Raw genomic sequence first — 25624 nt, forward strand, 5'->3', positions numbered from 1 at the left:
TCTAGGCCTCGCCCTCGAAGTTGGCCCGCCAGGTCAGCAGCCGGCGCGACAGGATCCGTACGGCGAAGTCGCAGGCCAGTCCGAGCAGCGCGTACACGACGAGGCAGAGCACGATGACGTCCGTGCGGAAGTACTGCTGGGCGTTGCTCATCAGGTAGCCGAGCCCCGCGTCCGCGTTGATCTGCTCGGCGAAGACCAGCGCGAGCCATGCGGTGGACAGCGCGTACCGGAGCCCCACGAGTGCCCCGGGCAGTGCGCTGGGCAGGATCACGTACTTGATCAGCCCGACCCGGCCGAGCCCCATCATCCGTGCGGCCTCGACGAGTTGGGAGTCCGTGGAGCGGATGCCGCCGTAGATGTTGAAGTACAGCGGGTACGTCACGCCGAGGGCGACCAGCGCGATCTTCGGGGTCTCCTCGATGCCGAACCAGACGATGAACAGGGGGATCAGGCCCACCCAGGGGATCGCCCGGAACATGCCCATCGAGGAGTCGATGACGTCCTCGCCGAGCCGGAACAGGCCGGCCAGCAGGGACAGGGTGAGTGCCACGCTCGCACCGATCAGGAAGCCGATGGCGGCGCGGCGGCCCGACGCGGCGATGGCGCTGGGCAGTTCACCGTTCCGGGTGAGCTCGACCGCCTGCTTGATCACGTCGACGGGGGAGGCCAGCACGGATTCCGGGAGCAGGCCGGTGGCCGAGGTCAGGAGCCACAGGAGCACGAGTCCCACGGGGCCGGCGGCCCGGCGGACGGAACGCGGGACGGAGAAGCCGCGGCGCGTCTTGGCGGTGCCGCGGATGGTGACACGGGTGGGTGCCTGTGCGGTCGGGGCCACCGTGTCCAGTGAAGCCGTCACGGCTTGTCCCCCTTCACGGCCGGGCGGGACGGATCCGCGGACCACGCGGACCAGGAGCCGGGGAAGAGAGCGGCCTCGAAACCGGCGATCTCCAGCGCGGCGATCTGATGGGCTGCCGTGACACCGGAGCCGCAGTACACGCCGATCCGCGCGGCCGCCCCCACGCCCTTCTCCTCGAACCGCTTGCGCAGCTCGTCGGCGGGAAGGAACGTGCCGTCCGCCGCGAGGTTCTCGCCGGTCGGCGCGGAGACCGCGCCCGGGATGTGCCCCGCCCGGGGGTCGACGGGCTCCACCTCGCCTCGGTAGCGCTCGGCGGCGCGGGCGTCCAACAGCAGACCGGCGTCCGCGAGTTCGGCGGCTCCGTCCGCGTCGGTGACCGGCAGTCCGCCCGGCTCCAGGAGGACATTCCCGGGCTCAGGGTCGGCGGGGACACCGGACTCCAGCGGCAACCCGGCCGCCCGCCACGCGCCCAGTGCTCCGTCGAGCAGCGTCACCCGGGAGACTCCCGCGTGCCGCAGCAGCCACCAGGCCCGTGCCGCGGCGGTGTTGCCCAAGTCGTCGTGGACGACGACCGGTCGGTCCGATCGGATGCCCCACCTGCGTGCGGCGGCCTGGAGGGCGTCGAGCGGCGGCAGCGGATGCCGTCCGCCCTCCGGGCTCGGCGGTGCGGCCAACTCGCTGTCCAGGTCGACGTAGACCGCACCGGGGATGTGCCCCTGGGCGTAGTGGTCGCGGCCGTGCGGATCGCCCAGGGCCCAGCGGACGTCGAGGACGACCGGAGGGTGATCGGAGTCCAGCAGGTCGCGCAGCTCGCTGACCGTGGTCGTGACGCTCATGCCGGTCCCTCCGCGATCACGGGCAGCTCGGGGGACAGGCGCAGCCGCTCGAGGAAGAGCACGACGGTGGCGGCGGCCGTGCGGTGCAGCGCGTCGTTGAGGACGTCGTGGCGGCCGCCGTGGAAGGTCACCAGCCGCACGCCCGAGCCGGCGTAGGCCTCCCGTGCCGTCTCCAGAGGGCTCACCGCGTCGTCGGTGCCGTGCAGGGCCAGTACCGGGACGGTCACCCGGTCGAGACGCGGGGCGGGCAGCCGAGGGTTCTCGGCGAGTGCCCCGCGTCGGAAGGCCGGGTCGGCGGCGAGGCGGCCCTGATGGGTGGGGCAGGCCGTGCGGGCCTCGACCTCCTCCTCCCAACTCCCGGACGTCCAGGGGGAGGTGGGCAGGCCCACGAGGATCAGCGCGTCGGCGTCCGCGGCCAGCTGGACGGCGTAGTGGGCGCCGGTGTCCGAACCGACCACCACCTTCGGGCCCGGCAGCGACTCGTCGGCGAGCAGCTTGGCCGCCTCGTCGAGCACGGACGGATCGGCGGCCGGGTCGCCGAGTGCGCGGACCCGGTAGGCGTCGAAGGCGACTCGGCGGCCGAACCGCTCGTACACACCACCGTGCTCGCCCCGCCCGGACAGCACGATCAGCGTGCCGCGCGCGGCGAGACCTTCGGGTTCGTCCCAGGAGAAGGAAGAGGACATGAGGGGGTAACTCCCGTGTGAAGGCAGCGGAAAAGTCAGGGGAAAAGGGGAAAGGGCAGGCCGGAGCGGCTGTCACGTGTCAACCGGAGGAGAAGCGCGCAGCGTCAGAGGGCAGGCGCGGGTGCTCCGGGGCGATGAGCGGCAGAGGTCAGCGACAACGCGCGCTGCACGCCACGCCGAAGTCGATGACTCGGCGCTGCGTCAGAAGGGCAGCAGTAGCGGTCGCGTGCAACATGCGCCCATCATGACCGCCGGGGACCGAACACGTCCAACGATGATTCCGCATCGAAACCGATCAGGGATCGCGATCGATCGCGGTGAGCGGATACTGTCACGGCATGTCCCGACCCGTCCTCGACATCGTGGCCCTGCGCAGTCTGACCGCGGTCGCCGACTGCGGCGGGTTCCACCGTGCCGCCCAGGCGCTCTCGCTCAGCCAGTCCGCGGTCAGTCAGCATGTCCGCAAGCTGGAGAAGACACTGGGCCGCCCGGTCGTCGAGCGGGAAGGGCGAGGCACCCGGTTCACGACCGAGGGCCGGCTGCTGCTGGAACAGGCGCGCCGCGTCCTCGCCGTCCACGACGAGGCCGTACGCACCCTGCTCGGCTCGGACGGCGACACCGTCACCGTGGGCTCCACCGAGCACGCCGCCGACCAGTTCCTGCCCCGGCTGACCGCCGCCGTTCAGGCGGTGCGTCCCGGCTGCCGGGTCCGTTTCCGCATCGACCGCTCCGCCCGGCTCGTCGAGGCGGTGGAGCGGGGGAGCGTCGACGTGGCGGTGTACGTCACCGAGGCGGCCGCCACCGAGGGCGTCTCCGTCGGCGGACTCCCGCTCACCTGGCACGCGGTACCCGGCTGGGAGCCGCCCACCGCTCCCGCTCCCGTCCCCCTGGTCGCCATCGAGGATCCGTGCGCGATCAGGCGCCGAGCCATCGGGACCCTCGCCGAGCACGGGGTGCCCGCCTCGGTCGTCGGCGACGCCGGCTATCTCGCGGGCGTCCTCGACATCGCCCGCACCGGCCAGGGCGTCGCCCTCCTCGCCGCGGTCGGCCCCGCTCCCGACGGCCTGACCCCGTACAACGGCCTGCCGCCCGTCCCCCCGATCCCCATGAGCGCCCTGGCCCGCCCGGGCGCGGACCCGGCGACCGTGGAGGCCGCCTTCAGCGCCGTACGGGATCTGCTGCGCCCGTGATGCCGTAGTCCCGCATCCCGCCCTCCAGCAGCGAGAACGCCTGGGCGGCGAGCCGGCGTACGTCGGCGGCGAGCGAGGCGGGGTCGTCGTCCGCCAGGACCCGCTCCCGCACATGCTCGATCAGGGCGCGGTGGACGCCGAACAGCGCATCCGCCACCACGCGGGCCGAGATGTCGCCGCCCAGCGTCTCGGCCAGTGCGTCGGCGCAGGTGGCGAGGGCGCGCTGCTCGCGGGAGCGAAGCGCCGTACTGTCCGCGATCAGCCCGTTGACCGTGCGGAGCTGGTCGAGCGCGTCGGCGTCCCCGGCCGCGACCCGTGCCAGCAGTCCCCCGGAGTCCAGCAGCCGCTTCCGGAAGGCGGTGAGGGCGGAGTCACCGGGCGGGCGGGTGCGGACGGCCTCGACGAGCCGCTCCCCGAAGGACTCGAAGCGGGAGGAGAAGAGATCCTCCTTGGTCGGGAAGTAGTTGAAGACCGTGGCCTCGGAGACCTGCGCGGCACGGGCGACCTCGGCCACGGTGACCCGGTCGAAGCCCCGCTCCGTGAACAGCCGCCAGGCGGTCTCGGCGATCCGGTCCCGCATCTGCCGCTTCTTCTGCGCCCGCAGGCTCAAGGACCCCTCCTGTTTAGGGTGACCCTAATATTAGAGCTACCCTAGCATTCTGCGATCGTCCGACAGGCCATGACCAGGAGGTCATCCATGGCGGCACAGACGGCAGCGAACCGGTGGCGGCTCGCCCACCTCCCCATCGGCGGTCTTCAGGAGGTGAAGAGCCGATGACGTCCCGCACTTACCTCAAACCACCCTGGATGCAACGGAACATCGGCAACCGCCTGGCGCCGGTCTTCGGCAGGTCCGTCGTGTCCCGGCTGTCCGTGCGCGGGCGCCGGAGCGGACAGTGGCGCACGGTGCCCGTGGCGGTACTGGAGTACGAGGGGGAGCGGTACCTCGTCTCCTATCGCGGCCTCAGCGACTGGGCCCTCAATCTGCGGGCGGCGCCCGACTGCCGGCTGACCGTGCGCGGCCGTACCGAGGAGATCACGACGCAGGAGGTGCCCGAGTCCGAGCGTCCGGCGCTGATGGCGGCCTATCGGAAGAAGTACGGCGGGATGCCGACGGTCTCCGACGTGCTCACCGCGCTCCCCGACCCCGCCGACCATCCCGTCTTCCGTATCCGGGCCCGCGACTGAGGGGTGTCAGCCGCCCAGCATCCGCTCCAGCGCGTCCCGCTGCAGCGGCAGCACCTCGGCGTGCAGATCGCGGCCCTTGCGGGTCAGCGTCACCCACACACCGCGCCGGTCCTCCAGGCACACGGAACGCTCCACCAGGCCGTCCTTCTCCAGTCGGCCGATGAGCCGGGACAGCGCGCTCTGGCTGAGATGGACCCGGCCGACCAGGTTCTGCACCCGGCACAGGTCGCCCTCGGCGGGCGCCTCGGCCGCGAGGATGTCGAGCACCTCGAAGTCGCTCGCGCCCAGTCCGTGCGGGTGCAGCACCCGGTCGATCTCGCACATCGTGCGCGCGTGCGTCCCCAGGATGTCCCGCCACTGTTCCTCGAGCCGGGAGCCGGCCGCGTTCACTGCCATACACCGCATGTTAATGCGCCTGCATCGACATCCGGCGGGCGGGCGTGAGCGCTCAGCTGTCCTGGGTGATCCCGACCAGGTTGCCGTCCGCGTCCTTCACGGAGGCGATCAGCTTGCCGCCGCCGACGTCCGTGACGTCCTGGAGCAGTTCGGCGCCCGCGTCGAGCAGTGCGGCGAGCCGGGCCCGGATGTCGGTGACGTGCCAGTAGGGGACCGGGCCGGTCATGCCCCGGGAGTGACCGTTCGGGTCGAGGCCCACGTCCTGGCCGGCGTCCTTGAAGCCGACGTAGTAGGGCTCGTCGGCGTAGGGCTCGGTCTCCAGCAGTGCGCTGAACAGGGCCTTCGCCCGAGCGATGTCCTTGACGGGGTAGATGATGGTGTTCAGTCCTGCGGTCATCGGGATGTTCCTCCGTGGGTTCCTTCGTCGGTGGTTTCACCGTAGGACTGGGGAGTGCGAGGCGGCTTCTCCGATCCTGACCGCTTGCCGCGAGGCCGCGCCGGAAGGCCGGGCACGGGAGCAGATCCCCGTGCGAACGGTTCGCCCGCACCGACAGCCCCGCCTTTTTGCCGCACAGCACGGAGGCGACCCGCACGCGCAGCACATGCGGCTCCGGACCGAAGGGCCGGGCGAGTGCCGTCGCCGAGCTGACCGGGCGTTCGCGTCGAGTCCGTCGGCGTCGACCCTGACGAGCGGATGCGCGCCGTCGCGCGAACTCGCTCGCCGAACCGCAGCGGGCGTTGACCGAGGCCCGCAGGGCCCTCGCACCCCGAGCCGACCCGCGCGCTCGTGCACACCCGCGCCGACCGGGTCACCGGGCCGCGCCGCGCGTGCTCACCGCAACCTGCTGCTCGACACGGGCTTCGAGGACGTAAAGGATCGCGCCTTCGTGCTCACCGGGCCGCAGGCGCTCCCGGTGCTCACGGACCTCGCGGGCGTCACGGACGAAGGGCGCGCCGCCGGCTGGAGGGCCGAGCAGCGCGCCCGGGCGGAGAAGGGCCGCTTGTTCGTCGCCGTACCGATGTGGCGGCGGCACCCGTCAGGTCGAGTCGCGCTTGACCAACTCGGTGGGCAGTATGACCGCGGCCGGGTCCTCGCCGCCGATCTGGGCCAGCAGCACCCGGACCATCTCGGCGCTGATGCGGTCATAGGGCTGCCGGATGGTGGTGAGCTGGGGACGGGCGGAGAGGGCGGCCGCCGAGTCGTCGAAGCCGCCGACCGAGACGTCCTCCGGCACTCGCCGTCCCGCTCGCTCCAGCGCTGCCAGCACCCCCTGCGCCATCAGGTCGGAGGCGACGAACACCGCGTCCATGTCCGGGGCTTGGGCCAGCAGCTGTTCGGCGCCCGCCTCACCGCTGGCCCGGCTGTAGTCCCCGGAGGTCACGAGCCGCTCATCGATCTCGATGCCCGCGTCGGCGAGCACCTCCTTGTAGCCGGCGAGGCGGTCGACGCCGCCGGGGGAGTCCAGCGGACCGGTCACGACGCCGATGCGGCGACGGCCCAGCGACAGCAGATGGCGCACCATGTCGCGGGCGCCGTCCCGGTCGTCCGCGGCCACGTAACTCACCTTCGAGCCGGGAACCATGGGCTTGCCGCACTGGACCAGGGGTACCCCCGCCTCGTGCAGTTCCTTGGCGACCGGGTCGGCGGAGTGGCTGGACACCAGCAGCACCCCGTCGACGTGCCCCGCCGTGATGTACCGCGTTATGCGCCGCCGTTCGTCCTCGGTGCCGGCCAGCATCAGCAGCAGCGGGATGTCGTGCGCGGCCAGCGCCTGGGTGCAGGCCCGCAGCAGCACATTGAAGTTGGGATCCTCGAAGAACCGCTCCTGCGGCTCGGTGAGCAGGAAGCCGACCGAGTCCGAACGCCCGGTGATCAGCGAACGGGCGTGCCGGTTGACGACGTAACCCGTCTTCTTGATCGCGGCGTTGACCGCCTCCTGGGCGGCCGGGCTGACGTAGTGTCCGCCGTTGAGGACGCGCGAGACGGTACCTCGTGAGACTCCGGCCTCGCGGGCCACGTCGTGGATCGTCGGCGGTCTGCGCCGACCCCCCGTATTGCTCATGGTCATGACTTTACGGCTCCGGAGAGCAGATCGAGGCTCCAGAACCGCTGGATGACCAGGAAGAGCGCGACGAGCGGGATGATCGCGAGGAACGCGCCGGTGATCACCAGTGTGTACAGGGCCGGGGTGTTGGCGCCCTGCTCCAGCAGCGTGTACAGACCGAGGGTGATCGGGAACTTCTCGTCGTCGCTCAGCATGATGTACGGCAGCAGGAAGTTGTTCCAGATCGCCACGAACTGGAAGAGGAAGACCGTCACCATGCCGGGCACCATCATCGGCAGCGCGACGCGGGTGAAGATCCGCCACTCGCTCGCGCCGTCCATCCGCCCGGCCTCGACCACGTCGGCGGGGACCGCGGCGGCGGCGTAGATGCGCGCGAGGTAGACGCCGTACGGCGACAGGACCTGCGGGAGCAGCACCGAGAGGTACGAGTCGGTGAGGTCGGCCTGGGCCATCAGCAGGTACTGCGGGACGGCGAGGATGATCGGCGGCATCAGCACGCCCGCGAGCAGGACGTTGAACATCGTCTCGCGGCCGCGGAAGCGGTAGGTCGCGAGCGCGTAGCCGCTGAACGCGGACACGACCGTCGACAGGAGGGCGCCCAGAACGGCGTAGAAGGCGGAGTTGGCCATCCACTCCCAGTAGACGCCGTCGCGGTAGGCGCTCAGGTCCTTGATGTTGTCGAGGAATCCCGAGCCCGGCAGGAACGTGAACGTGGAGAACAGCTCCGTGCCGGACTTGGTGGACGCGATCACCACCCACGCCACCGGCAGCAGTGTGTAGAGGGCGCCGATCAGCAGCGTCACCGTCGGGACGAGCGAGATCCGGCGGCGCAGCGGCGGACCCTGGGCCGCGCCCGGCGTGGCGCCCGCGGCCCGTTCGGTCTTGCGGACGGCAAGGGAACTCATCGTGCTGCCTCCTGCTTCTGACGACGGTTCGCGGCCCGCAGGAACCCGAAGGACAGCAGCAGCGTGGCGAGCGCGATGATCACGGCCTGGGCGGCCGCCGCGTAGATGTCACCGGTGCCGAACGCGTCCCGGTACACCTTCATCAGCGGACTCCAGGTCGTGGACACGGAGTTGGTGAGCGGCTTCAGCGTGGTCGGCTCGTTGAACACCTGGAGCGTGGCGATGATCGAGAAGAAGAAGGTCAGCACCAGCGAGGGCGCCACCATCGGGATCTTGATCCGCAGCGCGATCTGCGTCGGGGTGGCGCCGTCCAGCCTCGCCGCCTCGTACACCTCGGCCGGGATGGACCGCAGGGAGGTGTAGATGACGATCATGTTGAAGCCGGTGCCGCCCCACACCGCGATGTTCGACAGGGCGAGATACAGCGGACCGCCGTCCAGCAGGTCCGGCTGCGGCAGGCCCAGCTTCTCCAGCACGTAATAGAAGGGGCTGACGTCCGGCAGGTACAGGAAGCCCCACAGCAGCGCCGCCACGACGCCGGGGATGGCGTACGGCAGGAAGATCGCGAGCCGGGTGAAGGGGGTGAACCGCACCTTGTCGGAGTCGAGCATCAGCGCGAACAGCAGGGCGAGGCCGAGCATCACCGGGACGACGATGCAGCCGTAGCCCAGGACGCGCAGCGCACCGTCCAGCAGCTCGCTGTCGGTGAGGGCGTCCGTGTAGTTCTCCAGGCCGGCCCAGACCTCCGACCGGGCGCCCTTGCCCAGGCCGAGCCCGGAGACATGCACCTTGCGGAAGCTGAGCCACACCGCGTACCCGATGGGCAGCGCGAAGAACAGCGCGAAGAGGACCGTGGCGGGGATGAGGAAGGCGTACGGGGCCCCCTTGACCCCGTACGACTTCCGGCGTGCGCTCGTCACTCGGAGACCCCGAAGCCCTGCTTCTTGAGGTCGGCGACGGTGTCGTCCTGCATCTTGTCCAGGGCGGCGGTGAAGTCCGACTTGTTCTTGGCGGCGGCGCCGAACGCGTCCTTGAAGGTCGTGTAGGCGACGTTCACGTTCGGGCCCCAGGCCGAGGGAGCCGTGGTCTTGGCGATCTCGGAGGCTTTGGCGTAGAAGTCCGACTGGTTGGAGAAGTAGTCCGGCGGGGTGGTGAAGGCGCCGCTGGTCTGGGCGTTCGTGGCGGCCGGGTAGATGCCGCTCTCCTTGGCCAGGGCCTGCAGGGCGGCGTCGTCGGTGTTCAGCCAGGCGGCGAACTTCGCGGCGGCCTCCTGGTGCTTGGAGTCCGTGGTGACGGCGGTGGAGGAGCCGCCCCAGCTGCCGGTCTTGTTGTCGCCCGCGGTCCACTGGGGGAGCGGGGCCATGGCCCACTTGCCCTTGGTGTCGGGCGCGGCGGTGGTCAGGGTGCCGGGCGCCCACACGGCGGAGACCCAGGCGATCTGCTTGCCGGTGTTGAGCGCCTTGTTCCAGGCCGGGGTGTACATCGGCTGGTTGTCGATGGCGCCCTCCTTGACGAGGCCGCCCCAGAAGTCGGCGACCTTCTTGGTGGCCGTGTCGTTGATGCCGACCTTCCACTTGTCGCCCTCGGTGGTCCACCACTGGGCGCCGGCCTGCTGGGCCAGGCCCGCGAAGAGGCCGGAGTCGTTGGCGGAGAACGTGGTGAGGTCGGTGTCCGAGGACTTCTTCTTCAGCGCGCGGGCGGTCTCGGCGAACTCGTCCCAGGTGGTCGGGACGGTCAGGCCGTACTTCTTGAAGAGGTCCTGGCGGTAGTAGAACATCATCGGGCCGATGTCCTGCGGGACCGCGTAGACGGCGTCCGTGCCCAGCGTGGTCTGCTGCCAGACACCGTCGGCGAACTTGCTCTTCGCGTCGCCCACGTTCTTCGATATGTCCGCGAGCGCGTCATTGCTGACCAGGGTCGGCAGCGCCTGGTACTCGGCCTGGACCAGGTCGGGAGCCTTGCCGGCCTTGTGCGCGGTGAGGATCTTGGTGATCAGCGTGTCGCCGGATGCCTGCTTCTTCACCGTGACGGTGATCTGGTCCTTCTTGCCCTGGCCCTTGTTCCAGAGGTCGACGACCTTGTCCATGCCCGGCGTCCAGGTCCAGTACGTGAGCGAGACCGGACCGGAGTCGGCCTCGCTGTCCCCGTCGGACGAGCCACAGGCGGTGAGTGCGGTGGCGCCGAGGGCGACGGCGACGGTGGATGCTGCGATGCGACTGAGCCGGCTGCGCTTTGTGATGGGCACGGATCTCTCCCCTGACCTGGGTCCCCGCCTGCTGCGAGAACCTGCCATGCTTCTGTGAGCGTTCACAGTAGAGAAACATCCCGGACACTTGTCAATGGTTGTTGCCGTGCGGTTATCTTGGCCTCGCACCGCTGATCGGCTGTGTGCACGTTCCCAAAAGATCGACCACAACGGGAGAAATCCATGCCGGAAGCCACCCCCAGGGGCCTCACCAGGCTCGCCTTCGGTGGGGACTACAACCCCGAGCAGTGGCCGGAAAGCGTCTGGCAGGAAGACGTCCGGCTGATGCGCGAGGCCGGCGTCACCATGGTGAGTGTCGGAATTTTCTCCTGGGCGCTCCTGGAGCCCTCGCGTGGGACATACGACTTCGGCTGGCTCGACCGTCTGATCGACCTGCTGCACGAGAACGGCATCCGAGTCGACCTCGGCACGCCCACCGTGGTGCCGCCGGTCTGGTTCTACCGGGCCCACCCCGACGCGCTGCCGGTGTCGCAGGAGGGCGTGCGCTACGAGTTCGGCTCGCGCGGCGCCATCTGTCACAGCAACCCCGACTACCGCGCGGCCGCCACGAACATCACCACCCGGCTCGCCGAGCGCTACGGCGACCACCCGGCGCTGGCGATGTGGCACGTGCACAACGAGTACGGCGTCCCCGTCTCCGCCTGCTACTGCGACTCCTGCGCGGCCCACTTCCGCCGCTGGCTGGAGACGACGTACGAGACGGTCGAGGCCGTCAACGAGGCCTGGGGCACCGCGTTCTGGGGCCAGCGGTACGCGGACTTCGGGGACATCAACCCGCCGCGCCTCGCCCCGACCGTCGGCAACCCGGCCCAAGCGCTGGACTACAAACGCTTCGCCGACGCCACCATGCGCGAGAACTTCGTCATGGAGCGGGACATCCTGCACCGCCTCGTCCCCGGCGTCCCGGTGACCACCAACTTCATGACGGCCCTCAGCCAGTGCGACTCCGTCGACTACTGGGCCTGGGGCCGTGAGGTCGACATCGTCACCAACGACCACTACCTGATCACCGACGGCCGCCGCACCCACGTCAACCTCGCCATGGCCGCCGACCTCACCCGCTCGGTGGCCGGGGGAGCGCCCTGGATCCTCCTGGAGCACTCCACCTCGGGCGTCAACTGGCAGGCCCGCAACCCCGCCAAGGCCCCCGGCCAGATGGCCCGCAACTCCCTCGCCCACGTGGCGCGCGGCTCCGAGGGCGCCATGTTCTTCCAGTGGCGGCAGTCCCGGCGCGGTGCCGAGAAGTTCCACTCGGCGATGCTCCCGCACGGCGGCACCGACACGCGCGTGTGGCGTGAGGTCGTCGAACTCGGCGCGTCCCTCGACTCGTTGAGCGCCCTGAAAGGCACCCGCACCCAGGCCGACGTGGCCGTCCTGTGGGACTGGCACTCCTGGTGGGCGCAGAACCTCGCCTGGCGACCCAGCGAGGACCACGACCCGCGCGAGCGCGCCGACGCCTTCTACGAGGCGCTCTACGACCGCCACCTCACCGTCGACTTCGCCCACCCGGAAGCCGACTTGTCGAGGTATCCCCTTGTCGTCGTGCCCGCCCTCTACCTGATGACCGAGGCGGCCGGGAACAACCTCAAGGCGTACGTGGAGAACGGCGGCACCCTCGTCGTCTCCTTCTTCTCCGGCATCGTCGACGAGCACGACGCGGTGCACGAGGGCCCCTACCCCGGCGCTCTGCGGGACGTCCTCGGCCTTACGGTCGAGGAGTTCTCACCGCTGCTCCAGGGCGAGAACGTGCGCATCACCGGACCCGACGGCTCCGAGCTCAGCGGCGACGTGTGGACCGAGTTCGTGGTGCCGCGCGGCGCGGAGACGGTGTGGACGTACGCCGAGGGCCTGACCGAGGGGCAGCCGGCGGTCACCCGTCACCGCCTCGGCCGGGGCACCGCCTGGTACGTCTCCACCCGCCTCGGCGCGGAGGGCCTCGACGCGCTGCTCGGCTGGGCGATCGAGGACGCCCAGGTCGCGTCGCGTGTCGACCTGCCCCGGGACGTCGAACTCGTGCGCCGCACCGGCGAGTCGGGGACGTACCTCTTCGCGATCAACCACACCGCGTCGGACGCCAAGGTGCCGCTGGAGGTCTCCGGCACCGAGCTGCTGACCGGTGAACGTGCCGCGGGCCGCCTCGAGGTCCCCGCGGGTGCCGTCCGGGTCGTACGACTCGACGGCTGAGCCGGCGCCCCACCGGCCGAACCGACTCCCCTCCGCCCGTGCGAGCCGCTCGTGCCGCGGGCGGAGGGGGCCTTCGCCGGCCCCGGCGAGGAATCCCCAACCCATTTGTCGAAGGGACGACGGACGACGATGTTCCATCCCAGACGCACCCTCCGGGCCCTGCTCCTCCCGCTCACCGCGGGGCTCGCCCTCACTGCCCTGCCCGCGCAGACCGCCCACGCCGCCAGCACGCTCACCAACGGTGGCTTCGAAGCGGACGGCGCGGGCTCGGCAGCCCCGACCGGCTGGTCCGAGTACGGTTCGACCGGCGCCTCGTACTCCGAGTCCGGTGGCCACGGCGGCAGTTACCGCCTCAGCCACTACGCGTCCGCCGCCTACAAGGTGGAGACGTACCAGTACCTGTCCGGGCTGACCAACGGGAACTACACCCTCACCGCCTGGGTCCGCTCCGGCGGCGGGCAGAACTCCGCGTACATCTCGCTGAAGAACTGCGGCAGTTCCGAGCAGCGCACCAACCTGCCCGTCTCCGCCAGCGGCTGGATACGTGTCGTCACCTCCATCGCGGTGACGAACAACCAGTGCACGATCAGCATCAACTCCGATGCCAACGCGGGCAACTGGATCAACGTCGACGACCTGACCTTCGCCTCGGGCTCGACCGGCACGTCCATCAAGGGCTCCGACGTCTCCTCGCTCGCCAAGAGCGAGGCCCTCGGCGGTACGTACAGGACCAGCTCCGGCACGACCGGTGACGCGCTCGCGATCCTGAAGTCCGCCGGACAGAACTACGCCCGCGTCAAGGTCTGGGTGAGCCCGAAGGACGGCTACAACACCAAGACGCAGGTCCTGGCGCTGGCCAAGCGCATCAAGGCGCAGGGCATGAAGCTGCTGGTCGACTTCCACTACTCGGACACCTGGGCCGACCCGGGGGCGCAGACCGTGCCGTCCGCGTGGTCGGGGCACAGCTACAGCCAGCTGAAGACGGACGTCTACAACCACACGTACGACGTCCTCAACGCGCTGAAGGCGCAGGGCACCACGGCCGACATGGTCCAGGTGGGCAACGAGATCAACGGCGGCATGCTGTGGAACGCGGGCTCCACCTCCAACTGGTCGCAGCTCGCCGGTCTGCTCAACTCCGGCTACGACGCGGTCAAGGCGGTCAATTCCTCCACCCGGGTGGCGCTGCACCTCGCCAAGGGCGGTGACCTGACCGGCACCCGCTGGTGGTTCGACAACGCGGTCTCCAACGGCGTGAAGTTCGACGTCATCGGCCTGTCCTACTACGGCTACTGGCACGGTTCGCTCGCCGACTTCCAGACGACCCTGGACGACGCGGCCGCCCGCTACGGCAAGCCGGTCTTCGTCGCCGAGACGGCCTACCCCTTCCGTCTGGACAGCGACGACTCCTTCGAGAACATCATCGACCTCTCCAGCGAACTGGTCTCCGGCTACCCGGCCACGACGGCCGGCCAGACCCGGTGGATGAACGACGTCGCCAGCATCGTGGAGGCCGTCCCGAACGGCCGCGGCCTCGGCGTCTTCTACTGGGAGTCGACCTGGACCGCGGTCACCGGCAACGGCTGGGACCCGACCGACAGCACGTCCGGCAACGGCTGGGAGAACCAGGCGCTGTTCGACTACGACAACAAGGCGCTCCCGGCGATGGCGTGGTTCAGCCACCGGTAGTTCCGTCCTGACAGGTGCCCGGCCGCAGCAGTGCGGCCGGGCACCTTCGCGCAGGCGGTCGGGCGCGGCTGCTTCTCCGTGAGCGGGGTCACCGCGATCCGGTCGATGACCGGGACGGTCAGTTCCCACAGCGGCGACACCTGGACCAGCTGAGGACGGGCTGCGCCGCGCCGGCCACCACCGCCTCGCCGACGAGATCGGCGCCCGCTTCCGGACCCTGTGCGAGACCCACGGCTTCGCCGAGAACTTCGACGCCCTCACCGGCACGGGACTGCGCGACCGGGCGTACACCTGGACCGCCGCCGCGTATCTCCTCCTCGCCGAGAACCACCGCCCGGATCGCCCATAAAGACACAGATTTTCTTCGCAAGTGGGTTCGGTATCGGACAAGACGGGTGAAGTCCGTACACGGTGGCCTGGACTGCGGGACAGTGGGAACACGCGGTACGAGGAGGCCGGTCCGGAGGGGGACGACATGCTGAGAACTCCCGTCAGTGAGCGGCGGCTGGACATTCTGGAATGGCTGAAGGATCCGGCCGCGCACTTCCCGTCGCAGCGTCGCCGCGACCCGACCGAGGACGGCGTCACAGCGGACGCCGTGGCCGCCAAACTCGGGGTGCGCCGCCACGTCGCCGACACCCACCTCGAACTCCTCACGGGCATCGGCCTGTTGCGCGCCAAGCGGATCCGGCGGCGCACCTACTACCGACGGGACGAGGTGCGGATAGCAGAGGTGGCGCGCATGTTCGAGAAAGGCTGGTAAGAAGGGCTCTCGGGCCGCCAAAGGCTCCGAGGCGACGAAGGGCGGATGTCCGTGGAGCGTGCACAGATGCTGGTCCCGCGCAGGTATGTCGCGATCGGCGGCCACGGCCCCGAGGACGTCGTCGCCGACAGCCGGGGCCGCGTGCTGACCGGTGTGGAGGACGGCCGTATCCTCCGCCTCGACGGTCTCGCCGACCCGGCCACGACCCGCGTCGAGGTGCTCGCCGAGACCGGCGGCAGGCCGCTCGGCCTGGAACTCCTCGCGGACGACACCCTGTTGGTGTGCGACGCCGAACTCGGGCTGCTGCGCGTCGACCTGAACACGGGCGTCGTGCGCATCCTCGCCGACTCGGTGGCGGGGGAGCGGCTGCGGTTCTGCAGCAACACCGTCGCCCTCTCCGACGGCACCGTGTACTTCACGGTCTCCAGCCGCCGCTACCCCCTCGACCAGTGGATCGGCGACCTCGTCGAACACACCGGCACGGGCCGGCTCCTGCGCCTCGCACCCGGCAGCGAGACACCCGAAGTCGTCCTGGACGGGCTCCAGTTCGCCAACGGCCTCGCCCCGAGCGGCGACGAATCGTTCCTCGTGGTCGCCGAGACCGGCGCGTACCGCCTGACCCGCCACTGGCTCACCGGCCCGGACGCGGGCCGCTCCGAACCCTTCGTCGAGCACCTCCCCGGCATGCCCGACAACATCTGGCGCGCCGGGCCCGACGGACCGATCTGGGTGTCCCTGGCCGGACCCCGCGTCCCCCCGCTGGACCTTCTGCACCGCGCCGGCCCGGCGGCCCGCCGTACCGCCGCCCGGCTGGCCGTGCACGCCCCCTTCCGTCCCACGGGCACGATCGGCGTCCTCGCGGTCGACGACCACGGCGAGATCGTCCACCACCTCACCCGCCGCCACTCCGGCTTCCGCATGGTCACCAGCGTCTGCGAGGCCGCCGGCCACCTGGTCCTGGGCAGCCTCTGGGAGCGGGGCGTGGCCCTGTGCGAGCCGCCCGCGCCCAAGTGAGCCCGGCGTTACCCTGTTGACGGCCGTGATCAGGCCGTCCAGGCAGGAGACGTACGACCATGACAGCCCCGCAGACCGAGACTCTCCGCGTCCCCACCCCCCGGCAGCCGGTCCTGCGCGGCCAGGGACCCGTGGTCGCCGTGGTCGCGCTCGGCGGTGCCCTCGGGGCCACGGCCCGGTACGCACTCTCCCTGTGGTGGCCCCCGCAGCCCGGCGGATTCCCCTGGGCGACCTTCTGGACCAACGTCGTCGGCTGTGCCGTGATCGGTGTGTTCATGGTGGTCATCACCGAGAGGTGGGCCGCGCACCGCCTGGTCCGCCCCTTCTTCGGCACCGGCGTCCTCGGCGGCTTCACCACCTTCTCCACGTACGCCGTCGACGTGCAGAAACTCCTCGACGCGGGCCACCCCGGCACCGGCCTGGCCTACCTCGCCGCGACCCTGCTCGCGGCCCTCACGGCGGTGTGGCTCGCCGCGACGGCGACCCGCCGCGTCCTGCGGCGGAGGCGACCATGATGAGACTGACCGGCGACGCACTGCGGGTGACCGTGTTCATCGGCGAACACGACACCTGGCATCACAAGCCCCTCTACAGCGAGATCGTGCACCGCGCCCACGCGGCGGGTCTCGCGGGCGCGAGCGTCTTCCGGGGCATCGAGGGCTTCGGCGCCTCCTCCCGGATCCACACCTCACGGCTGCTGTCCCTGAGTGAGGACCTGCCCGTCGCGATCGTCATCGTCGACACCGAGGAGCGGGTCCGGGCCTTCCTGCCGCAACTCGACGAACTCGTCACCGAAGGCCTGGTCGTCCTCGACGGCTGCGAGGTCATCAGGTACGCCGGACGGGGCGAGGAATCCGGCGAATCGGACGCGCACGGTAAGAGGTCGTTGTGAACTGGCTGCTGGTCGTCGCGGGCGCCACGGTCGGTGCCCCGCTCCGCTATCTCACCGACCGCGCGATCCAGTCCCGCCACGACTCGGTCTTCCCGTGGGGCACCTTCGCCGTCAATGTCACCGGCTGTCTGATCCTCGGCCTGCTGACCGGCGCCGCCGGGTCCCACCACCTCCAGCTCCTGCTCGGCACCGGTCTGTGCGGTGCCCTGACCACGTACTCGACCTTCTCGTACGAGACCCTGCGGCTGACCGAGACGGGCGCGGGGCTGTACGCCCTCGCCAACGTGGGCGGGAGCCTGGTCGCCGGTCTGGGAGCGGCGTTCGCGGGCGTGGAACTCGCCCGCGCCGTCTGGGCGTAAGGATCCGGGACACATCGGCGTGTAGTAAGACTGTCCCCGCCGAACCCCCTCCCCGCCGGAAGAACTGGAACCCATGAGCGTCATCAGCGTCGGTCAGGCCGTCATCCTCGGAGCCGTCGAAGGAGTGACCGAGTTCCTGCCCGTCTCCTCCACCGGCCATCTGAAGATCGCCGAGGGGCTCATGAACATCCCCGTCGACGACGACGCCGTCGTCGGGTTCTCGGCCGTCATCCAGGTCGGCGCGATCGCCGCCGTGCTCGTGTACTTCTTCAAGGACATCGTGCGGATCGTCTCCGCGTGGGGCCGTGGGCTGCGGAACAAGGAAGAGCGGTACCACCACGACTACAAGTTCGCCTGGTGGGTCATCTACGCCACCATCCCGATCGTCGTCGTGGGCCTCGCCGCCAAGCCGCTCATCCAGGGCCCGCTCGCCTCGCTGTGGGTGGTCGCGGGCTCCCTGATCGTCGGCAGCGGCGTGATGTGGGCGGCGGACCAGATGGGCCGGCACAAGCGCGGGGAGGACGACACCTCGTTCAAGGACGCGATGCTCGTCGGCAGCTCCCAGATCCTCGCCCTGCTCTTCCCCGGTTTCTCCCGCTCCGGCGCCACCATGTCCACCGCGCTCATGCTGGACCTGGACCGAGTCGCCGCCACCCGCCTGTCGTTCTTCCTGGGCATCCCCGCCCTGACCGGCGCCGGAATCTACGAGCTCAAGGACGCGCTCGGCACCGGCGCGGGGGCGGCCCCGCTGGCCGTCGGCACGGCCGTCTCCTTCGTCGTCGCCTACGCCTCCATCGCCTGGCTGCTGAAGTTCGTGGCCAAGCACTCCTTCAACGCCTTCGTCGTCTACCGGATCGTCGTGGGCATGCTGCTGTTCGGCCTGCTGGCGACGGGTGCACTGAGCAGCTGACCGGACGCCGGTGGGTGTGAGACGGCTTTCACGTCTCACACCCGATGAAATTCTCCATTCGCACGCCTTGACAGCACCCTCCCGGGGCCCGGAGTATCAACTCCGTGAACCTGTCAGACAGCCGGACAGCCGGACAGCCCCCGCGACGCGTCAGTGCCATGGAAGCGGTGCTGGGGTATCTGCGCGGCGCCATCGAGAGCGGGGAGTACGCCATCGGCGACAAGCTCCCCTCCGAGGCCGAGCTCTGCCGCACCCTCGAGGTCAGCCGGCCCGTGCTGCGCGAGGCCCTCAGAGCCCTGCAGACCATGGGCCTGACCGTCTCCAAGACCGGCAAGGGCACCTTCGTCGTCGCCAACGCGGTGGAGGACCCCACCTTCGGCGACTACGCGGCCAGCGACCTGCTGGAAGTGCGCCGCCACGTCGAGATCCCCGTCGCCGGGTACGCGGCCGTGCGCCGCACCCCGGAGAACCTCGACCATCTGGCCCATCTCCTGGACCGCATGGAGCGGGAGACGGACACCACGGCGTGGGTCGCGATGGACACCCTCTTCCATCTCGCCGTGGCCGAGGCCGCCCAGAACCCGGTCTTCCGCCGGGTCATCGAGGAGATCCGTGACGCACTGGCGCGTCAGTCGGCCTTCCTCAACGAACTGGGCGGCCGCCGGGAGCAGTCCAACCGGGAGCACCGGGCCATCGTCGAGGCGCTGATCGACGGTTCCGAGCTCGACGCGGTGGAGGCCATGTCCCACCACCTCGACCGCGTCGAGACCACCCTCACCGACATCGTGCGTTCCCCTGGCAAGGGCACGGACACCCCCACGGAAGGCAACCCCCAGGCGTGAGCGAGCAAAGGCTGCACGACGGCGTGCAGAAACGTTCCGGCCATGTCGATGCCGGAGACGAGGGCTACAGCAAGTCGCTGAAGTCCCGGCACGTCAACATGATCGCCATCGGCGGCGCCATCGGCACCGGCCTCTTCCTCGGAGCCGGCGGCCGCCTCGCCGACGCCGGCCCCTCCCTCTTCATCGCCTACGCGGTCTGCGGAGTCTTCGCCTTCCTTGTGGTCCGCGCCCTCGGCGAACTCGTCCTGTACCGCCCGTCCTCCGGCGCCTTCGTCTCCTACGCCCGGGAATTCCTGGGCGAGAAGGGCGCCTACATAGCGGGCTGGATGTACTTCCTCAACTGGGCCACCACCGGTATCGCCGACATCACCGCCGTGGCCGTCTACACCCACTACTGGGGCATGTTCTCCGACATCCCCCAGTGGGTGATCGCGCTCATCGCCCTCGCCGTCGTCCTCACCGTCAACCTCATCTCGGTGAAGGTGTTCGGAGAGCTGGAGTTCTGGTTCGCCATCATCAAGGTGGGCGCGCTCGTGGCGTTCATGCTGATCGGCATCTTCCTGCTGGTCACCCAGCACGAGGTCGGCGACACCACCCCCGGCCCGGCCCTGATCACCGACCACGGCGGCGTCTTCCCCAACGGTCTGCTGCCCATGCTGCTGATCCTCCAGGGCGTCGTCTTCGCGTACGCCTCCGTCGAGCTGGTCGGCGTCGCGGCCGGCGAGACCGAGAACCCCGAGAAGATCATGCCGAAGGCGATCAACTCGATCATGTGGCGCGTCGGCCTGTTCTACGTCGGCTCGGTCGTCCTGCTCTCGATGCTGCTGCCGTGGAACAAGTACACCGGCGGTCAGAGCCCCTTCGTCACCGTGCTCTCCAACATCGGCATCCCGGCGGCCGGCGGCGTGATGAACCTCGTCGTCCTCACCGCCGCCATGTCCTCGCTCAACTCCGGCCTCTACTCCACCGGCCGCATCCTGCGCTCCATGGCGATGTCCGGCTCCGCGCCCAAGTTCACCGGCGTCATGAGCCGCAGCCAGGTCCCCTACGGCGGCATCCTGCTCACCAGCGGCATCTGCGTCCTCGGCGTCGGTCTCAACTTCGTGGTCCCCGCCGACGCGTTCGAGATCGTGCTCAACTTCGCCGCGATCGGGATCCTGTCCACCTGGGGCATGATCATGCTCTGTCACCTGCTCTTCTGGCAGAAGACGGAGAAGGGCGAACTGAGCCGCCCCGGTTACCGACTGCCCGGATCCCCCTGGACCGAGCTCGTGACGATGGCGTTCCTCGCCTCCGTCCTGGTCCTCATGTACGCCGACGGCGGGGTCGGACGCACCACCGTGCTGTGCCTGCCGCTGATCGCCGGAGCACTCGTCGCCGGGTGGTACGCCATCCGCGGCCGGGTCGCCCGCACCTCCACCGAGACCCAATCCACCGCCGCCGACGCGTGACCTGCGTGGCGCACCCTTAGAAGCAGGAAGTGATGTACAGCAGTCTCGTCGCGGACCCACCCCTGATCCGCGAGCCCCTCCACGCCCCCGTCGCCCACCTGATACGCGGCGGGGTCGTGGAGGGCATCCACTACGGCTCCGTCGTCGTCCTCGGCGCGGACGGGCACGTTCGGTTCCAGCTCGGCGACATCGAGGCGGCGTTCTATCCGCGCTCGGCGCTGAAGCCGGTGCAGGCCGTCGCCATGGTCCGCGCCGGGCTCCCGCTCGACGGAGAGCTGCTGTCGCTGACCGCGGCGAGCCACTCCGGCGAGGAACGTCATCTCGCCGGTGCCCGGCGGATCCTGGAGCTGGCGGGCGTGGGCGAGGACGCCCTGCGCAACGTCCCGGACATGCCGTACGACCCGGTCGTACGCGATGAGTGGGTGCGGGAGTCCCGACCGCCGTCGCGGCTCGCCCAGAACTGCTCCGGGAAGCATGCCGCGATGCTCTACACATGCGTGCTGAACGACTGGCCGCTCGAGGGCTACCTGGACCCCGGTCATCCCCTTCAGCAGGCGATCGCCGAGATCGTCGAGGACCTCACCGGGCAGCGGATCGCCCAGGTGACGGTGGACGGTTGCGGGGCGCCCTTGTTCTCCGTGTCCCTGCACGGGCTTGCCCGGGCCGCCGCGCGGATCACGTCCGCTGCGCCGGGTACGCCCGAGGCCCGGGTCGCCGACGCGATGCGGGCGCATGCGGAGATGGCGTCCGGGGCGGGGCGGGACGTGGCCGCGTTGATGCGGGCCGTGCCGGGACTGCTGGCCAAGGACGGGTTCGAGGGTGTGCAGGTCGCTGCCCTTCCGGACGGGCGTTCTGTTGCTGTGAAGATCGCTGACGGGGCGAATCGGGCGAGGGTTCCTGTCGCCGCGGCGGCGTTGGCGTGGGCCGGGGTCGATCCGTCTGTGCTGGCCGAGTTCCAAGGGGAGGCGCTTCTCGGGGGTGGCCGGGAGGTTGGGCGTGTGCGGCCCGTTCGGTCGCTTGAGCCGGTCGTTGTTTCGGCCTGCGCCTAGGGATCTGCCTCGATTTCTTGTTGTGCGGCTGCGGGCCGGGTGTGGCTGGTCGCGCCCACGCGGCGGTAGCCGCAAATTGATACAGCCCCGCGCCCCTGAAGGGGCGCATCACCCTCAACCTCTCCGAAAGAGGATCCGTTTCTCATGACCGCCGTCGCCGTCACTCGCCGCGAGCACGATCTGCTCGGTGATCGTGATGTTCCCGCTGATGCCTACTGGGGTGTGCACACCCTGCGGGCCACGGAGAACTTCCCCATCACCGGGACGCCGATCTCCGCCTACCCGCATCTCATCGACGCTCTCGCCGCCGTCAAGGAGGCCGCCGCGCTCGCCAATGAGGAGCTAGGGCTGCTGGAGTCGCGGAAGGCCGCGGCGATCGTCGAGGCCTGCCGGGAGATTCGTGAGGGGAAGCTGCACGACCAGTTCGTGGTGGACGTCGTGCAGGGCGGCGCCGGTACCTCGACCAACATGAATGCCAACGAGGTCGTCGCGAACCGGGCGTTGGAGCTGCTGGGGTTCGAGAAGGGGCAGTACCGGCATCTGCACCCGAACGAGGACGTCAACCTCGGCCAGTCCACCAATGACGTCTACCCGACCGCTGTGAAGGTGGCGACGGTGTTCGCGGTGCGTGGGCTGCTCAAGGCGATGGCGGTGCTGCAGGATTCGTTCGCGCGTAAGGCGGTCGAGTTCCGTGATGTGCTCAAGATGGGCCGTACGCAGTTGCAGGATGCGGTGCCGATGACGCTGGGGCAGGAGTTCTCCGCGTTCGCCGTCATGATCGATGAGGATCGTCATCGTCTTGACGAGGCTGCCGAGTTGATCCATGAGATCAACCTCGGTGCCACGGCTATCGGTACGGGACTGAACGCTCCCGCCGGGTACGCGGAGTCGGCTCGCCGTCATCTCGCCGAGATCACCGGGCTGGCGCTGGTCACGGCCGTCAACCTGGTCGAGGCGACCCAGGACTGCGGGGCGTTCGTCCAGATGTCCGGTGTGCTCAAGCGGGTCGCGGTCAAGCTGTCCAAGAGCTGCAACGATCTGCGGCTGCTGTCGTCCGGTCCGCGTGCGGGGCTCGGTGAGATCAACCTGCCGCCGGTACAGGCCGGTTCGTCGATCATGCCGGGCAAGGTGAACCCGGTGATCCCCGAGGTGGTCAACCAGGTCGCCTTCGAGGTGATCGGCAACGACGTGACGATCACGATGGCCGCGGAGGCGGGCCAGCTCCAGCTCAACGCGTTCGAGCCGATCATCCTGCACTCCCTGTCGGAGTCCATCACGCATCTGCGCGCCGCCTGCCTCACGCTCGCCGAACGATGCGTGGACGGCATCACCGCCAACACCGAGGTGCTGCGCGCGAGCGTGGAGAACTCCATCGGCCTGGTGACCGCGCTCAACCCGCACATCGGGTACACGGCCGCCACCGACATCGCCAAGGAAGCCCTCGCCACCGGCCGCGGAGTGGCAGAACTCGTCCTGGAGAAGGGCCTGCTGCCCGCCCAGACCCTCGCCGACCTGCTGCGCCCCGAGGTCGTCGCGGGCACCGGCCAGGCCCTGGCCTGACCCGTCCCGACCCGCTGATGCGCGCCCAGACCGGCCCGGAGGCACAATAGTGATCATGACTTCGTCCATGACCTTCGAGCCGGTCCTGGCACGCATCGCCGAGGAGATCGAACGCACCCCGGGGCGCGGCAGGCCCGCCGACTACATCCCGGCGCTCGCCGCCTGCGACCCGCGCCGCTTCGGCATGGCCGTCGCGGAACTGGACGGCACGGTGTACGGCGTGGGGGACTGGCGCCGGCCGTTCTCCACCCAGTCCATCACCAAGGTCTTCACCCTCGCCCTCGAACTGGCCCGCGAGGGCGACGCGCTCTGGGAGCACGTGGGCCGCGAACCCTCCGGCAACCCCTTCAACTCCCTGGTCCAGCTGGAGTACGAGAACGGCATCCCGCGCAACCCGTTCATCAACGCGGGCGCGCTCGTCGTCACCGACCGCCTCCACACCCGTACCGGAGACTCCGCCGGGGAGCTCCTGTCGTTCCTCCGCGCCGAGAGCGGCAACCCGGGCCTGGACTTCGACGAGGAGGTCGCCGCCTCCGAGTCCGCCCACGGCGACCGCAACGCCGCACTCGCCCACTTCATGGCGGCGTACGGCAACATCGACAACCCCGTCCCGGTCCTGCTCGACCAGTACTTCCGCCAGTGCTCCCTCCTGGCGTCCTGCGCCGACCTGGCCCTCGCCACCTCCTTTCTGGCCCGCCACGGCATCCGCGCCGACGGCACCCGCCTGCTCACCCGCAGCCAGGCCAAGCAGGTCAACGCGGTGATGCTGACCTGTGGGACGTACGACGCGGCGGGGGACTTCGCCTATCGGGTCGGGCTGCCGGGCAAGAGCGGGGTCGGCGGCGGGATCATCGCGGTGGTGCCCGGCCGCTGCACGCTGTGCGTGTGGAGTCCGGGCCTGGACGAGCACGGCAACTCGGTGGCGGGCGTGGCGGCACTGGACAGGTTCACGACGCTCACGGGCCTGTCGGTGTTCTGAGAAGGGGGAAGTGGACCGCGCCGACACAGGCGCGGGGCCGCATCCATGTGCGGCGGACTACGTCTCGAACCAGTCGCTGCAAGGGATCCTGGTCCGGCTGGGCGAACCGGGCCGCGCGTGGTGGGCGGCCGCGGTGCTGGTGACCGCCTGCCTCATCAGCCCCCTCACCTGGGTGCACCACCTGGTGTGGCTGCCGTCGGCGTTCGCCGTACTGATGGCGCGCAGGGCACCCGCGCGTGGCGGGCGCCCCGTACGTGGTGCTGTGCACCGGCGGCGACACGTTCAGTCTCGGTCTGCTGCTGTGGCCGCCGGCCGGTCAACTACGGGGCAGCCACCCGGACTTGGCCCGCAGGACGAAGGCGACAGCGCCCGCACCGAGCCCGGCGGCGCCCGTGATCGCCGCCGTCCGCGACCAGCCGGGCTCGTCGTCCGGGACGACCGCGGCGGTCGCGGGCGCCGGGTCGGGCCCCGGCCGCGGCCGGACCCGCAGCGCGTCCAGGGAACCCACCGGTTCGACGCGCCCCGCCGCCGCGAACCCCCAGTCGAGCAGTGCGCGCGCCTCCTCGTACACGGCGAAGCCTCCGCCCGTCTGAGGGTTCATCACGGTGACGACGAGCCCGCGGCCACCCCGCTCGGCGGCGGCGACGAGGGTGTTGCCCGCGTTGCTGGTGTAGCCGTTCTTGACCCCGACCAGCCCGTCGTAGGGCTCCACGCCGTCGGCGCCGGTGAGCAGCCGGTTGGTGTTCTGGATGTCGTACGACCAGCCGCCGCCACCGGGGAACTTCGCCTCGACCGTGCCGCAGTACCGGGCGAAGTCCGGGTTGTGCAGGCCCGCTCGCCCGAACACGGCGAGGTCGTACGCGGACGAGACCTGACCGGGTGTGTCGTACCCGTCGGGCGAGCGGACGTGGGTGTCGAGGGTGCCGAGCGCTCGGGCCTTGGCCTGCATCCGGGTGGCCGTGAAGCGCCAGCCGCCGCTGAGCCGGGCCAGCACGTGCACGGCGTCGTTCCCGGAGTTGAGGAACACCCCGCGCCACAGATCGGCGACCCGGTACGTCTGCCCTTCCCGTACCCCGACGAGGCTGCTGCCGGCCCCGACGTCCGCCAGCTCCTCGTTCCCGACCTTGTGCCGGATGCCACCGGGCAGGGTGGGCAGCACGGCGAGTGCGAAGAGCGTCTTGAGCGTGCTGGCGGGCGGCAGCTTGCGATGCGCGTCGTGCGCGGCGAGCACCTCCCCGCTCTCCGTGTCGGCCACGACCCACGACAGGGCGGAGACGTCCGGCACCCGGGGTGCGTCCCGGTGCGGGCGGACCTGTGTGCCGGAGCCGTACAGCAGTGCGGGCCGCACGGCCGCGGCCCGCGGGCCGCCGGGCGCATCGGGGTCGGAGCCCGTGCGAGCGGCCGCCGAGAGGGGGGCGAGCGCCAGCAGGCCCGCCGTGCACAGGGCGCAGGCCGACACGGCAACCCGGGAGGTAGATCCGATAGTCATACCGCAAACCTAGGAATGGACCGGCCCTGTACCCCGCTGCCCGGGCCGTGCGGG

At 70.3% G+C, this 25624-nt stretch carries 27 protein-coding genes and 1 pseudogene; 16 read left to right on the plus strand and 12 right to left on the minus strand.

What is annotated here, in order from left to right; all coding sequences use genetic code 11:
- Position 1: 1 nt before the first annotated feature.
- From QF037_RS41460 to QF037_RS41470, 3 genes are read right to left on the minus strand one after another with little or no spacing between them, the layout of a single operon-like run.
- Entirely contained in the window at positions 2-856 is an 855-nt protein-coding gene (locus QF037_RS41460) for an ABC transporter permease (RefSeq protein ID WP_307034403.1), read from the minus strand.
- Complete coding sequence (locus QF037_RS41465; protein ID WP_307034405.1) at positions 853-1692, minus strand: sulfurtransferase; 840 nt, start codon at positions 1690-1692, stop codon at positions 853-855. Before QF037_RS41465 ends, QF037_RS41460 begins: the two co-directional genes overlap by 4 nt.
- Positions 1689-2378 carry an alpha/beta hydrolase gene (locus QF037_RS41470; protein WP_307034407.1) on the minus strand — a complete coding sequence of 230 codons (690 nt, stop codon included), beginning with the start codon at positions 2376-2378 and terminating at the stop codon, positions 1689-1691. Before QF037_RS41470 ends, QF037_RS41465 begins: the two co-directional genes overlap by 4 nt.
- 338 nt (positions 2379-2716) lie before the next feature.
- On the opposite strand from QF037_RS41470, the gene QF037_RS41475 reads away from it, so the two are divergent.
- Entirely contained in the window at positions 2717-3568 is an 852-nt protein-coding gene (locus QF037_RS41475; RefSeq protein ID WP_307034409.1) for a LysR family transcriptional regulator, read from the plus strand.
- Here the strand turns inward: QF037_RS41475 and QF037_RS41480 are convergent.
- A complete protein-coding gene (locus QF037_RS41480; protein ID WP_307034411.1) occupies positions 3537-4178 on the minus strand; it encodes a TetR family transcriptional regulator in 642 nt (213 codons plus the stop codon). The two genes, QF037_RS41475 and QF037_RS41480, sit on opposite strands and share 32 nt — an antisense overlap.
- Before the next feature lie 164 nt (positions 4179-4342).
- Here QF037_RS41480 and QF037_RS41485 point away from each other — a divergent pair, with 164 nt between their 5' ends.
- Positions 4343-4756 carry a nitroreductase family deazaflavin-dependent oxidoreductase gene (locus QF037_RS41485; protein WP_307034413.1) on the plus strand — a complete coding sequence of 138 codons (414 nt, stop codon included), beginning with the start codon at positions 4343-4345 and terminating at the stop codon, positions 4754-4756.
- A 6-nt stretch (positions 4757-4762) separates the two neighbouring features.
- Here the strand turns inward: QF037_RS41485 and QF037_RS41490 are convergent, their stop codons facing one another.
- The 7 genes from QF037_RS41490 to QF037_RS41520 all read right to left on the minus strand — a co-directional run bounded on the left by QF037_RS41490 (position 4763) and on the right by QF037_RS41520 (position 10368).
- Positions 4763-5152: a MarR family winged helix-turn-helix transcriptional regulator gene (locus tag QF037_RS41490; RefSeq protein ID WP_307034415.1), complete on the minus strand. Its 390-nt coding sequence runs from the start codon at positions 5150-5152 to the stop codon at positions 4763-4765.
- A gap of 52 nt (positions 5153-5204) precedes the next feature.
- Positions 5205-5549, minus strand: a complete 345-nt coding sequence (locus QF037_RS41495) for a VOC family protein (protein ID WP_171140046.1) — start codon at positions 5547-5549, stop codon at positions 5205-5207.
- Between the two features lie 412 nt (positions 5550-5961).
- The gene (locus QF037_RS41500; RefSeq protein WP_307034417.1) at positions 5962-6186 is read right to left on the minus strand and encodes a hypothetical protein; all 225 of its coding nucleotides are present in this window, start codon (positions 6184-6186) and stop codon (positions 5962-5964) included.
- A gap of 3 nt (positions 6187-6189) precedes the next feature.
- Entirely contained in the window at positions 6190-7221 is a 1032-nt protein-coding gene (locus tag QF037_RS41505; RefSeq protein ID WP_307034419.1) for a LacI family DNA-binding transcriptional regulator, read from the minus strand.
- Positions 7218-8123: a carbohydrate ABC transporter permease gene (locus QF037_RS41510; protein WP_307034421.1), complete on the minus strand. Its 906-nt coding sequence runs from the start codon at positions 8121-8123 to the stop codon at positions 7218-7220. The genes QF037_RS41505 and QF037_RS41510 overlap by 4 nt, the downstream gene beginning before the upstream one ends.
- Positions 8120-9043 (minus strand): carbohydrate ABC transporter permease, encoded by a 924-nt coding sequence (locus QF037_RS41515; protein ID WP_307034423.1) that lies wholly within the window; start codon positions 9041-9043, stop codon positions 8120-8122. Before QF037_RS41515 ends, QF037_RS41510 begins: the two co-directional genes overlap by 4 nt.
- Positions 9040-10368 (minus strand): ABC transporter substrate-binding protein, encoded by a 1329-nt coding sequence (locus QF037_RS41520; protein WP_307034426.1) that lies wholly within the window; start codon positions 10366-10368, stop codon positions 9040-9042. Before QF037_RS41520 ends, QF037_RS41515 begins: the two co-directional genes overlap by 4 nt.
- Positions 10369-10551: 183 nt before the next feature.
- On the opposite strand from QF037_RS41520, the gene QF037_RS41525 reads away from it, so the two are divergent.
- The 14 genes and pseudogenes from QF037_RS41525 to QF037_RS41590 all read left to right on the plus strand — a co-directional run bounded on the left by QF037_RS41525 (position 10552) and on the right by QF037_RS41590 (position 24081).
- Complete coding sequence (locus tag QF037_RS41525; protein ID WP_307034428.1) at positions 10552-12573, plus strand: beta-galactosidase; 2022 nt, start codon at positions 10552-10554, stop codon at positions 12571-12573.
- A 129-nt stretch (positions 12574-12702) separates the two neighbouring features.
- Complete coding sequence (locus tag QF037_RS41530) at positions 12703-14262, plus strand: glycosyl hydrolase 53 family protein (RefSeq protein ID WP_307034430.1); 1560 nt, start codon at positions 12703-12705, stop codon at positions 14260-14262.
- A gap of 151 nt (positions 14263-14413) precedes the next feature.
- A pseudogene (locus QF037_RS41535) lies at positions 14414-14611 on the plus strand (MGH1-like glycoside hydrolase domain-containing protein); the annotation flags it as partial.
- Between the two features lie 126 nt (positions 14612-14737).
- The gene (locus QF037_RS41540) at positions 14738-15025 is read left to right on the plus strand and encodes a helix-turn-helix domain-containing protein (protein ID WP_307034432.1); all 288 of its coding nucleotides are present in this window, start codon (positions 14738-14740) and stop codon (positions 15023-15025) included.
- A 45-nt stretch (positions 15026-15070) separates the two neighbouring features.
- A complete protein-coding gene (locus tag QF037_RS41545) occupies positions 15071-16039 on the plus strand; it encodes an SMP-30/gluconolactonase/LRE family protein (RefSeq protein WP_373463879.1) in 969 nt (322 codons plus the stop codon).
- 59 nt (positions 16040-16098) lie between these two features.
- Positions 16099-16554, plus strand: a complete 456-nt coding sequence (gene crcB / locus QF037_RS41550; protein WP_307034434.1) for a fluoride efflux transporter CrcB — start codon at positions 16099-16101, stop codon at positions 16552-16554.
- Positions 16551-16931 (plus strand): DUF190 domain-containing protein, encoded by a 381-nt coding sequence (locus QF037_RS41555; RefSeq protein ID WP_307034436.1) that lies wholly within the window; start codon positions 16551-16553, stop codon positions 16929-16931. Before crcB (QF037_RS41550) ends, QF037_RS41555 begins: the two co-directional genes overlap by 4 nt.
- The gene (gene crcB, locus QF037_RS41560) at positions 16928-17290 is read left to right on the plus strand and encodes a fluoride efflux transporter CrcB (RefSeq protein ID WP_307034438.1); all 363 of its coding nucleotides are present in this window, start codon (positions 16928-16930) and stop codon (positions 17288-17290) included. The genes QF037_RS41555 and crcB (QF037_RS41560) overlap by 4 nt, the downstream gene beginning before the upstream one ends.
- Before the next feature lie 73 nt (positions 17291-17363).
- A complete protein-coding gene (locus QF037_RS41565) occupies positions 17364-18200 on the plus strand; it encodes an undecaprenyl-diphosphate phosphatase (RefSeq protein WP_307034440.1) in 837 nt (278 codons plus the stop codon).
- Positions 18201-18358: 158 nt separating this feature from the next.
- The gene (locus tag QF037_RS41570) at positions 18359-19042 is read left to right on the plus strand and encodes a FadR/GntR family transcriptional regulator (RefSeq protein ID WP_307037632.1); all 684 of its coding nucleotides are present in this window, start codon (positions 18359-18361) and stop codon (positions 19040-19042) included.
- The gene (locus tag QF037_RS41575; RefSeq protein ID WP_307034442.1) at positions 19039-20493 is read left to right on the plus strand and encodes an amino acid permease; all 1455 of its coding nucleotides are present in this window, start codon (positions 19039-19041) and stop codon (positions 20491-20493) included. Before QF037_RS41570 ends, QF037_RS41575 begins: the two co-directional genes overlap by 4 nt.
- A gap of 32 nt (positions 20494-20525) precedes the next feature.
- Positions 20526-21542: an asparaginase gene (locus tag QF037_RS41580; protein WP_307034444.1), complete on the plus strand. Its 1017-nt coding sequence runs from the start codon at positions 20526-20528 to the stop codon at positions 21540-21542.
- 144 nt (positions 21543-21686) lie between these two features.
- A complete protein-coding gene (gene aspA / locus QF037_RS41585; protein ID WP_307034446.1) occupies positions 21687-23102 on the plus strand; it encodes an aspartate ammonia-lyase in 1416 nt (471 codons plus the stop codon).
- Between the two features lie 55 nt (positions 23103-23157).
- Positions 23158-24081, plus strand: coding sequence for a glutaminase (locus QF037_RS41590; protein ID WP_373463880.1), 924 nt, complete (start codon positions 23158-23160; stop codon positions 24079-24081).
- Positions 24082-24397: 316 nt separating this feature from the next.
- On the opposite strand, the gene QF037_RS41595 is transcribed toward QF037_RS41590, so the two are convergent.
- Positions 24398-25570, minus strand: coding sequence for a D-alanyl-D-alanine carboxypeptidase family protein (locus tag QF037_RS41595; protein WP_307034448.1), 1173 nt, complete (start codon positions 25568-25570; stop codon positions 24398-24400).
- Positions 25571-25624: the final 54 nt, after the last annotated feature.

The sequence above is a fragment of the Streptomyces canus genome (assembly GCF_030815415.1).
Taxonomy (GTDB): domain Bacteria; phylum Actinomycetota; class Actinomycetes; order Streptomycetales; family Streptomycetaceae; genus Streptomyces; species Streptomyces canus_F.

What these genes read in the sequence shown, in the direction of transcription:
- aspA (WP_307034446.1), top strand. Translation starts at nt 21,687, where the DNA reads ATGACCGCCGTCGCCGTCACTCGCCGCGAGCACGATCTGCTCGGTGAT.
- QF037_RS41555 (WP_307034436.1), top strand. Translation starts at nt 16,551, where the DNA reads ATGATGAGACTGACCGGCGACGCACTGCGGGTGACCGTGTTCATCGGC.
- QF037_RS41530 (WP_307034430.1), top strand. Translation starts at nt 12,703, where the DNA reads ATGTTCCATCCCAGACGCACCCTCCGGGCCCTGCTCCTCCCGCTCACC.
- QF037_RS41495 (WP_171140046.1), bottom strand. Translation starts at nt 5,549, where the DNA reads ATGACCGCAGGACTGAACACCATCATCTACCCCGTCAAGGACATCGCT.
- QF037_RS41505 (WP_307034419.1), bottom strand. Translation starts at nt 7,221, where the DNA reads ATGACCATGAGCAATACGGGGGGTCGGCGCAGACCGCCGACGATCCAC.
- QF037_RS41525 (WP_307034428.1), top strand. Translation starts at nt 10,552, where the DNA reads ATGCCGGAAGCCACCCCCAGGGGCCTCACCAGGCTCGCCTTCGGTGGG.
- crcB (WP_307034434.1), top strand. Translation starts at nt 16,099, where the DNA reads ATGACAGCCCCGCAGACCGAGACTCTCCGCGTCCCCACCCCCCGGCAG.
- QF037_RS41475 (WP_307034409.1), top strand. Translation starts at nt 2,717, where the DNA reads ATGTCCCGACCCGTCCTCGACATCGTGGCCCTGCGCAGTCTGACCGCG.
- QF037_RS41565 (WP_307034440.1), top strand. Translation starts at nt 17,364, where the DNA reads ATGAGCGTCATCAGCGTCGGTCAGGCCGTCATCCTCGGAGCCGTCGAA.
- QF037_RS41580 (WP_307034444.1), top strand. Translation starts at nt 20,526, where the DNA reads ATGTACAGCAGTCTCGTCGCGGACCCACCCCTGATCCGCGAGCCCCTC.
- QF037_RS41570 (WP_307037632.1), top strand. Translation starts at nt 18,359, where the DNA reads ATGGAAGCGGTGCTGGGGTATCTGCGCGGCGCCATCGAGAGCGGGGAG.
- QF037_RS41590 (WP_373463880.1), top strand. Translation starts at nt 23,158, where the DNA reads ATGACTTCGTCCATGACCTTCGAGCCGGTCCTGGCACGCATCGCCGAG.
- QF037_RS41490 (WP_307034415.1), bottom strand. Translation starts at nt 5,152, where the DNA reads ATGGCAGTGAACGCGGCCGGCTCCCGGCTCGAGGAACAGTGGCGGGAC.
- QF037_RS41595 (WP_307034448.1), bottom strand. Translation starts at nt 25,570, where the DNA reads ATGACTATCGGATCTACCTCCCGGGTTGCCGTGTCGGCCTGCGCCCTG.
- QF037_RS41465 (WP_307034405.1), bottom strand. Translation starts at nt 1,692, where the DNA reads ATGAGCGTCACGACCACGGTCAGCGAGCTGCGCGACCTGCTGGACTCC.
- QF037_RS41470 (WP_307034407.1), bottom strand. Translation starts at nt 2,378, where the DNA reads ATGTCCTCTTCCTTCTCCTGGGACGAACCCGAAGGTCTCGCCGCGCGC.
- QF037_RS41510 (WP_307034421.1), bottom strand. Translation starts at nt 8,123, where the DNA reads ATGAGTTCCCTTGCCGTCCGCAAGACCGAACGGGCCGCGGGCGCCACG.
- QF037_RS41545 (WP_373463879.1), top strand. Translation starts at nt 15,071, where the DNA reads ATGTCCGTGGAGCGTGCACAGATGCTGGTCCCGCGCAGGTATGTCGCG.
- QF037_RS41540 (WP_307034432.1), top strand. Translation starts at nt 14,738, where the DNA reads ATGCTGAGAACTCCCGTCAGTGAGCGGCGGCTGGACATTCTGGAATGG.
- QF037_RS41485 (WP_307034413.1), top strand. Translation starts at nt 4,343, where the DNA reads ATGACGTCCCGCACTTACCTCAAACCACCCTGGATGCAACGGAACATC.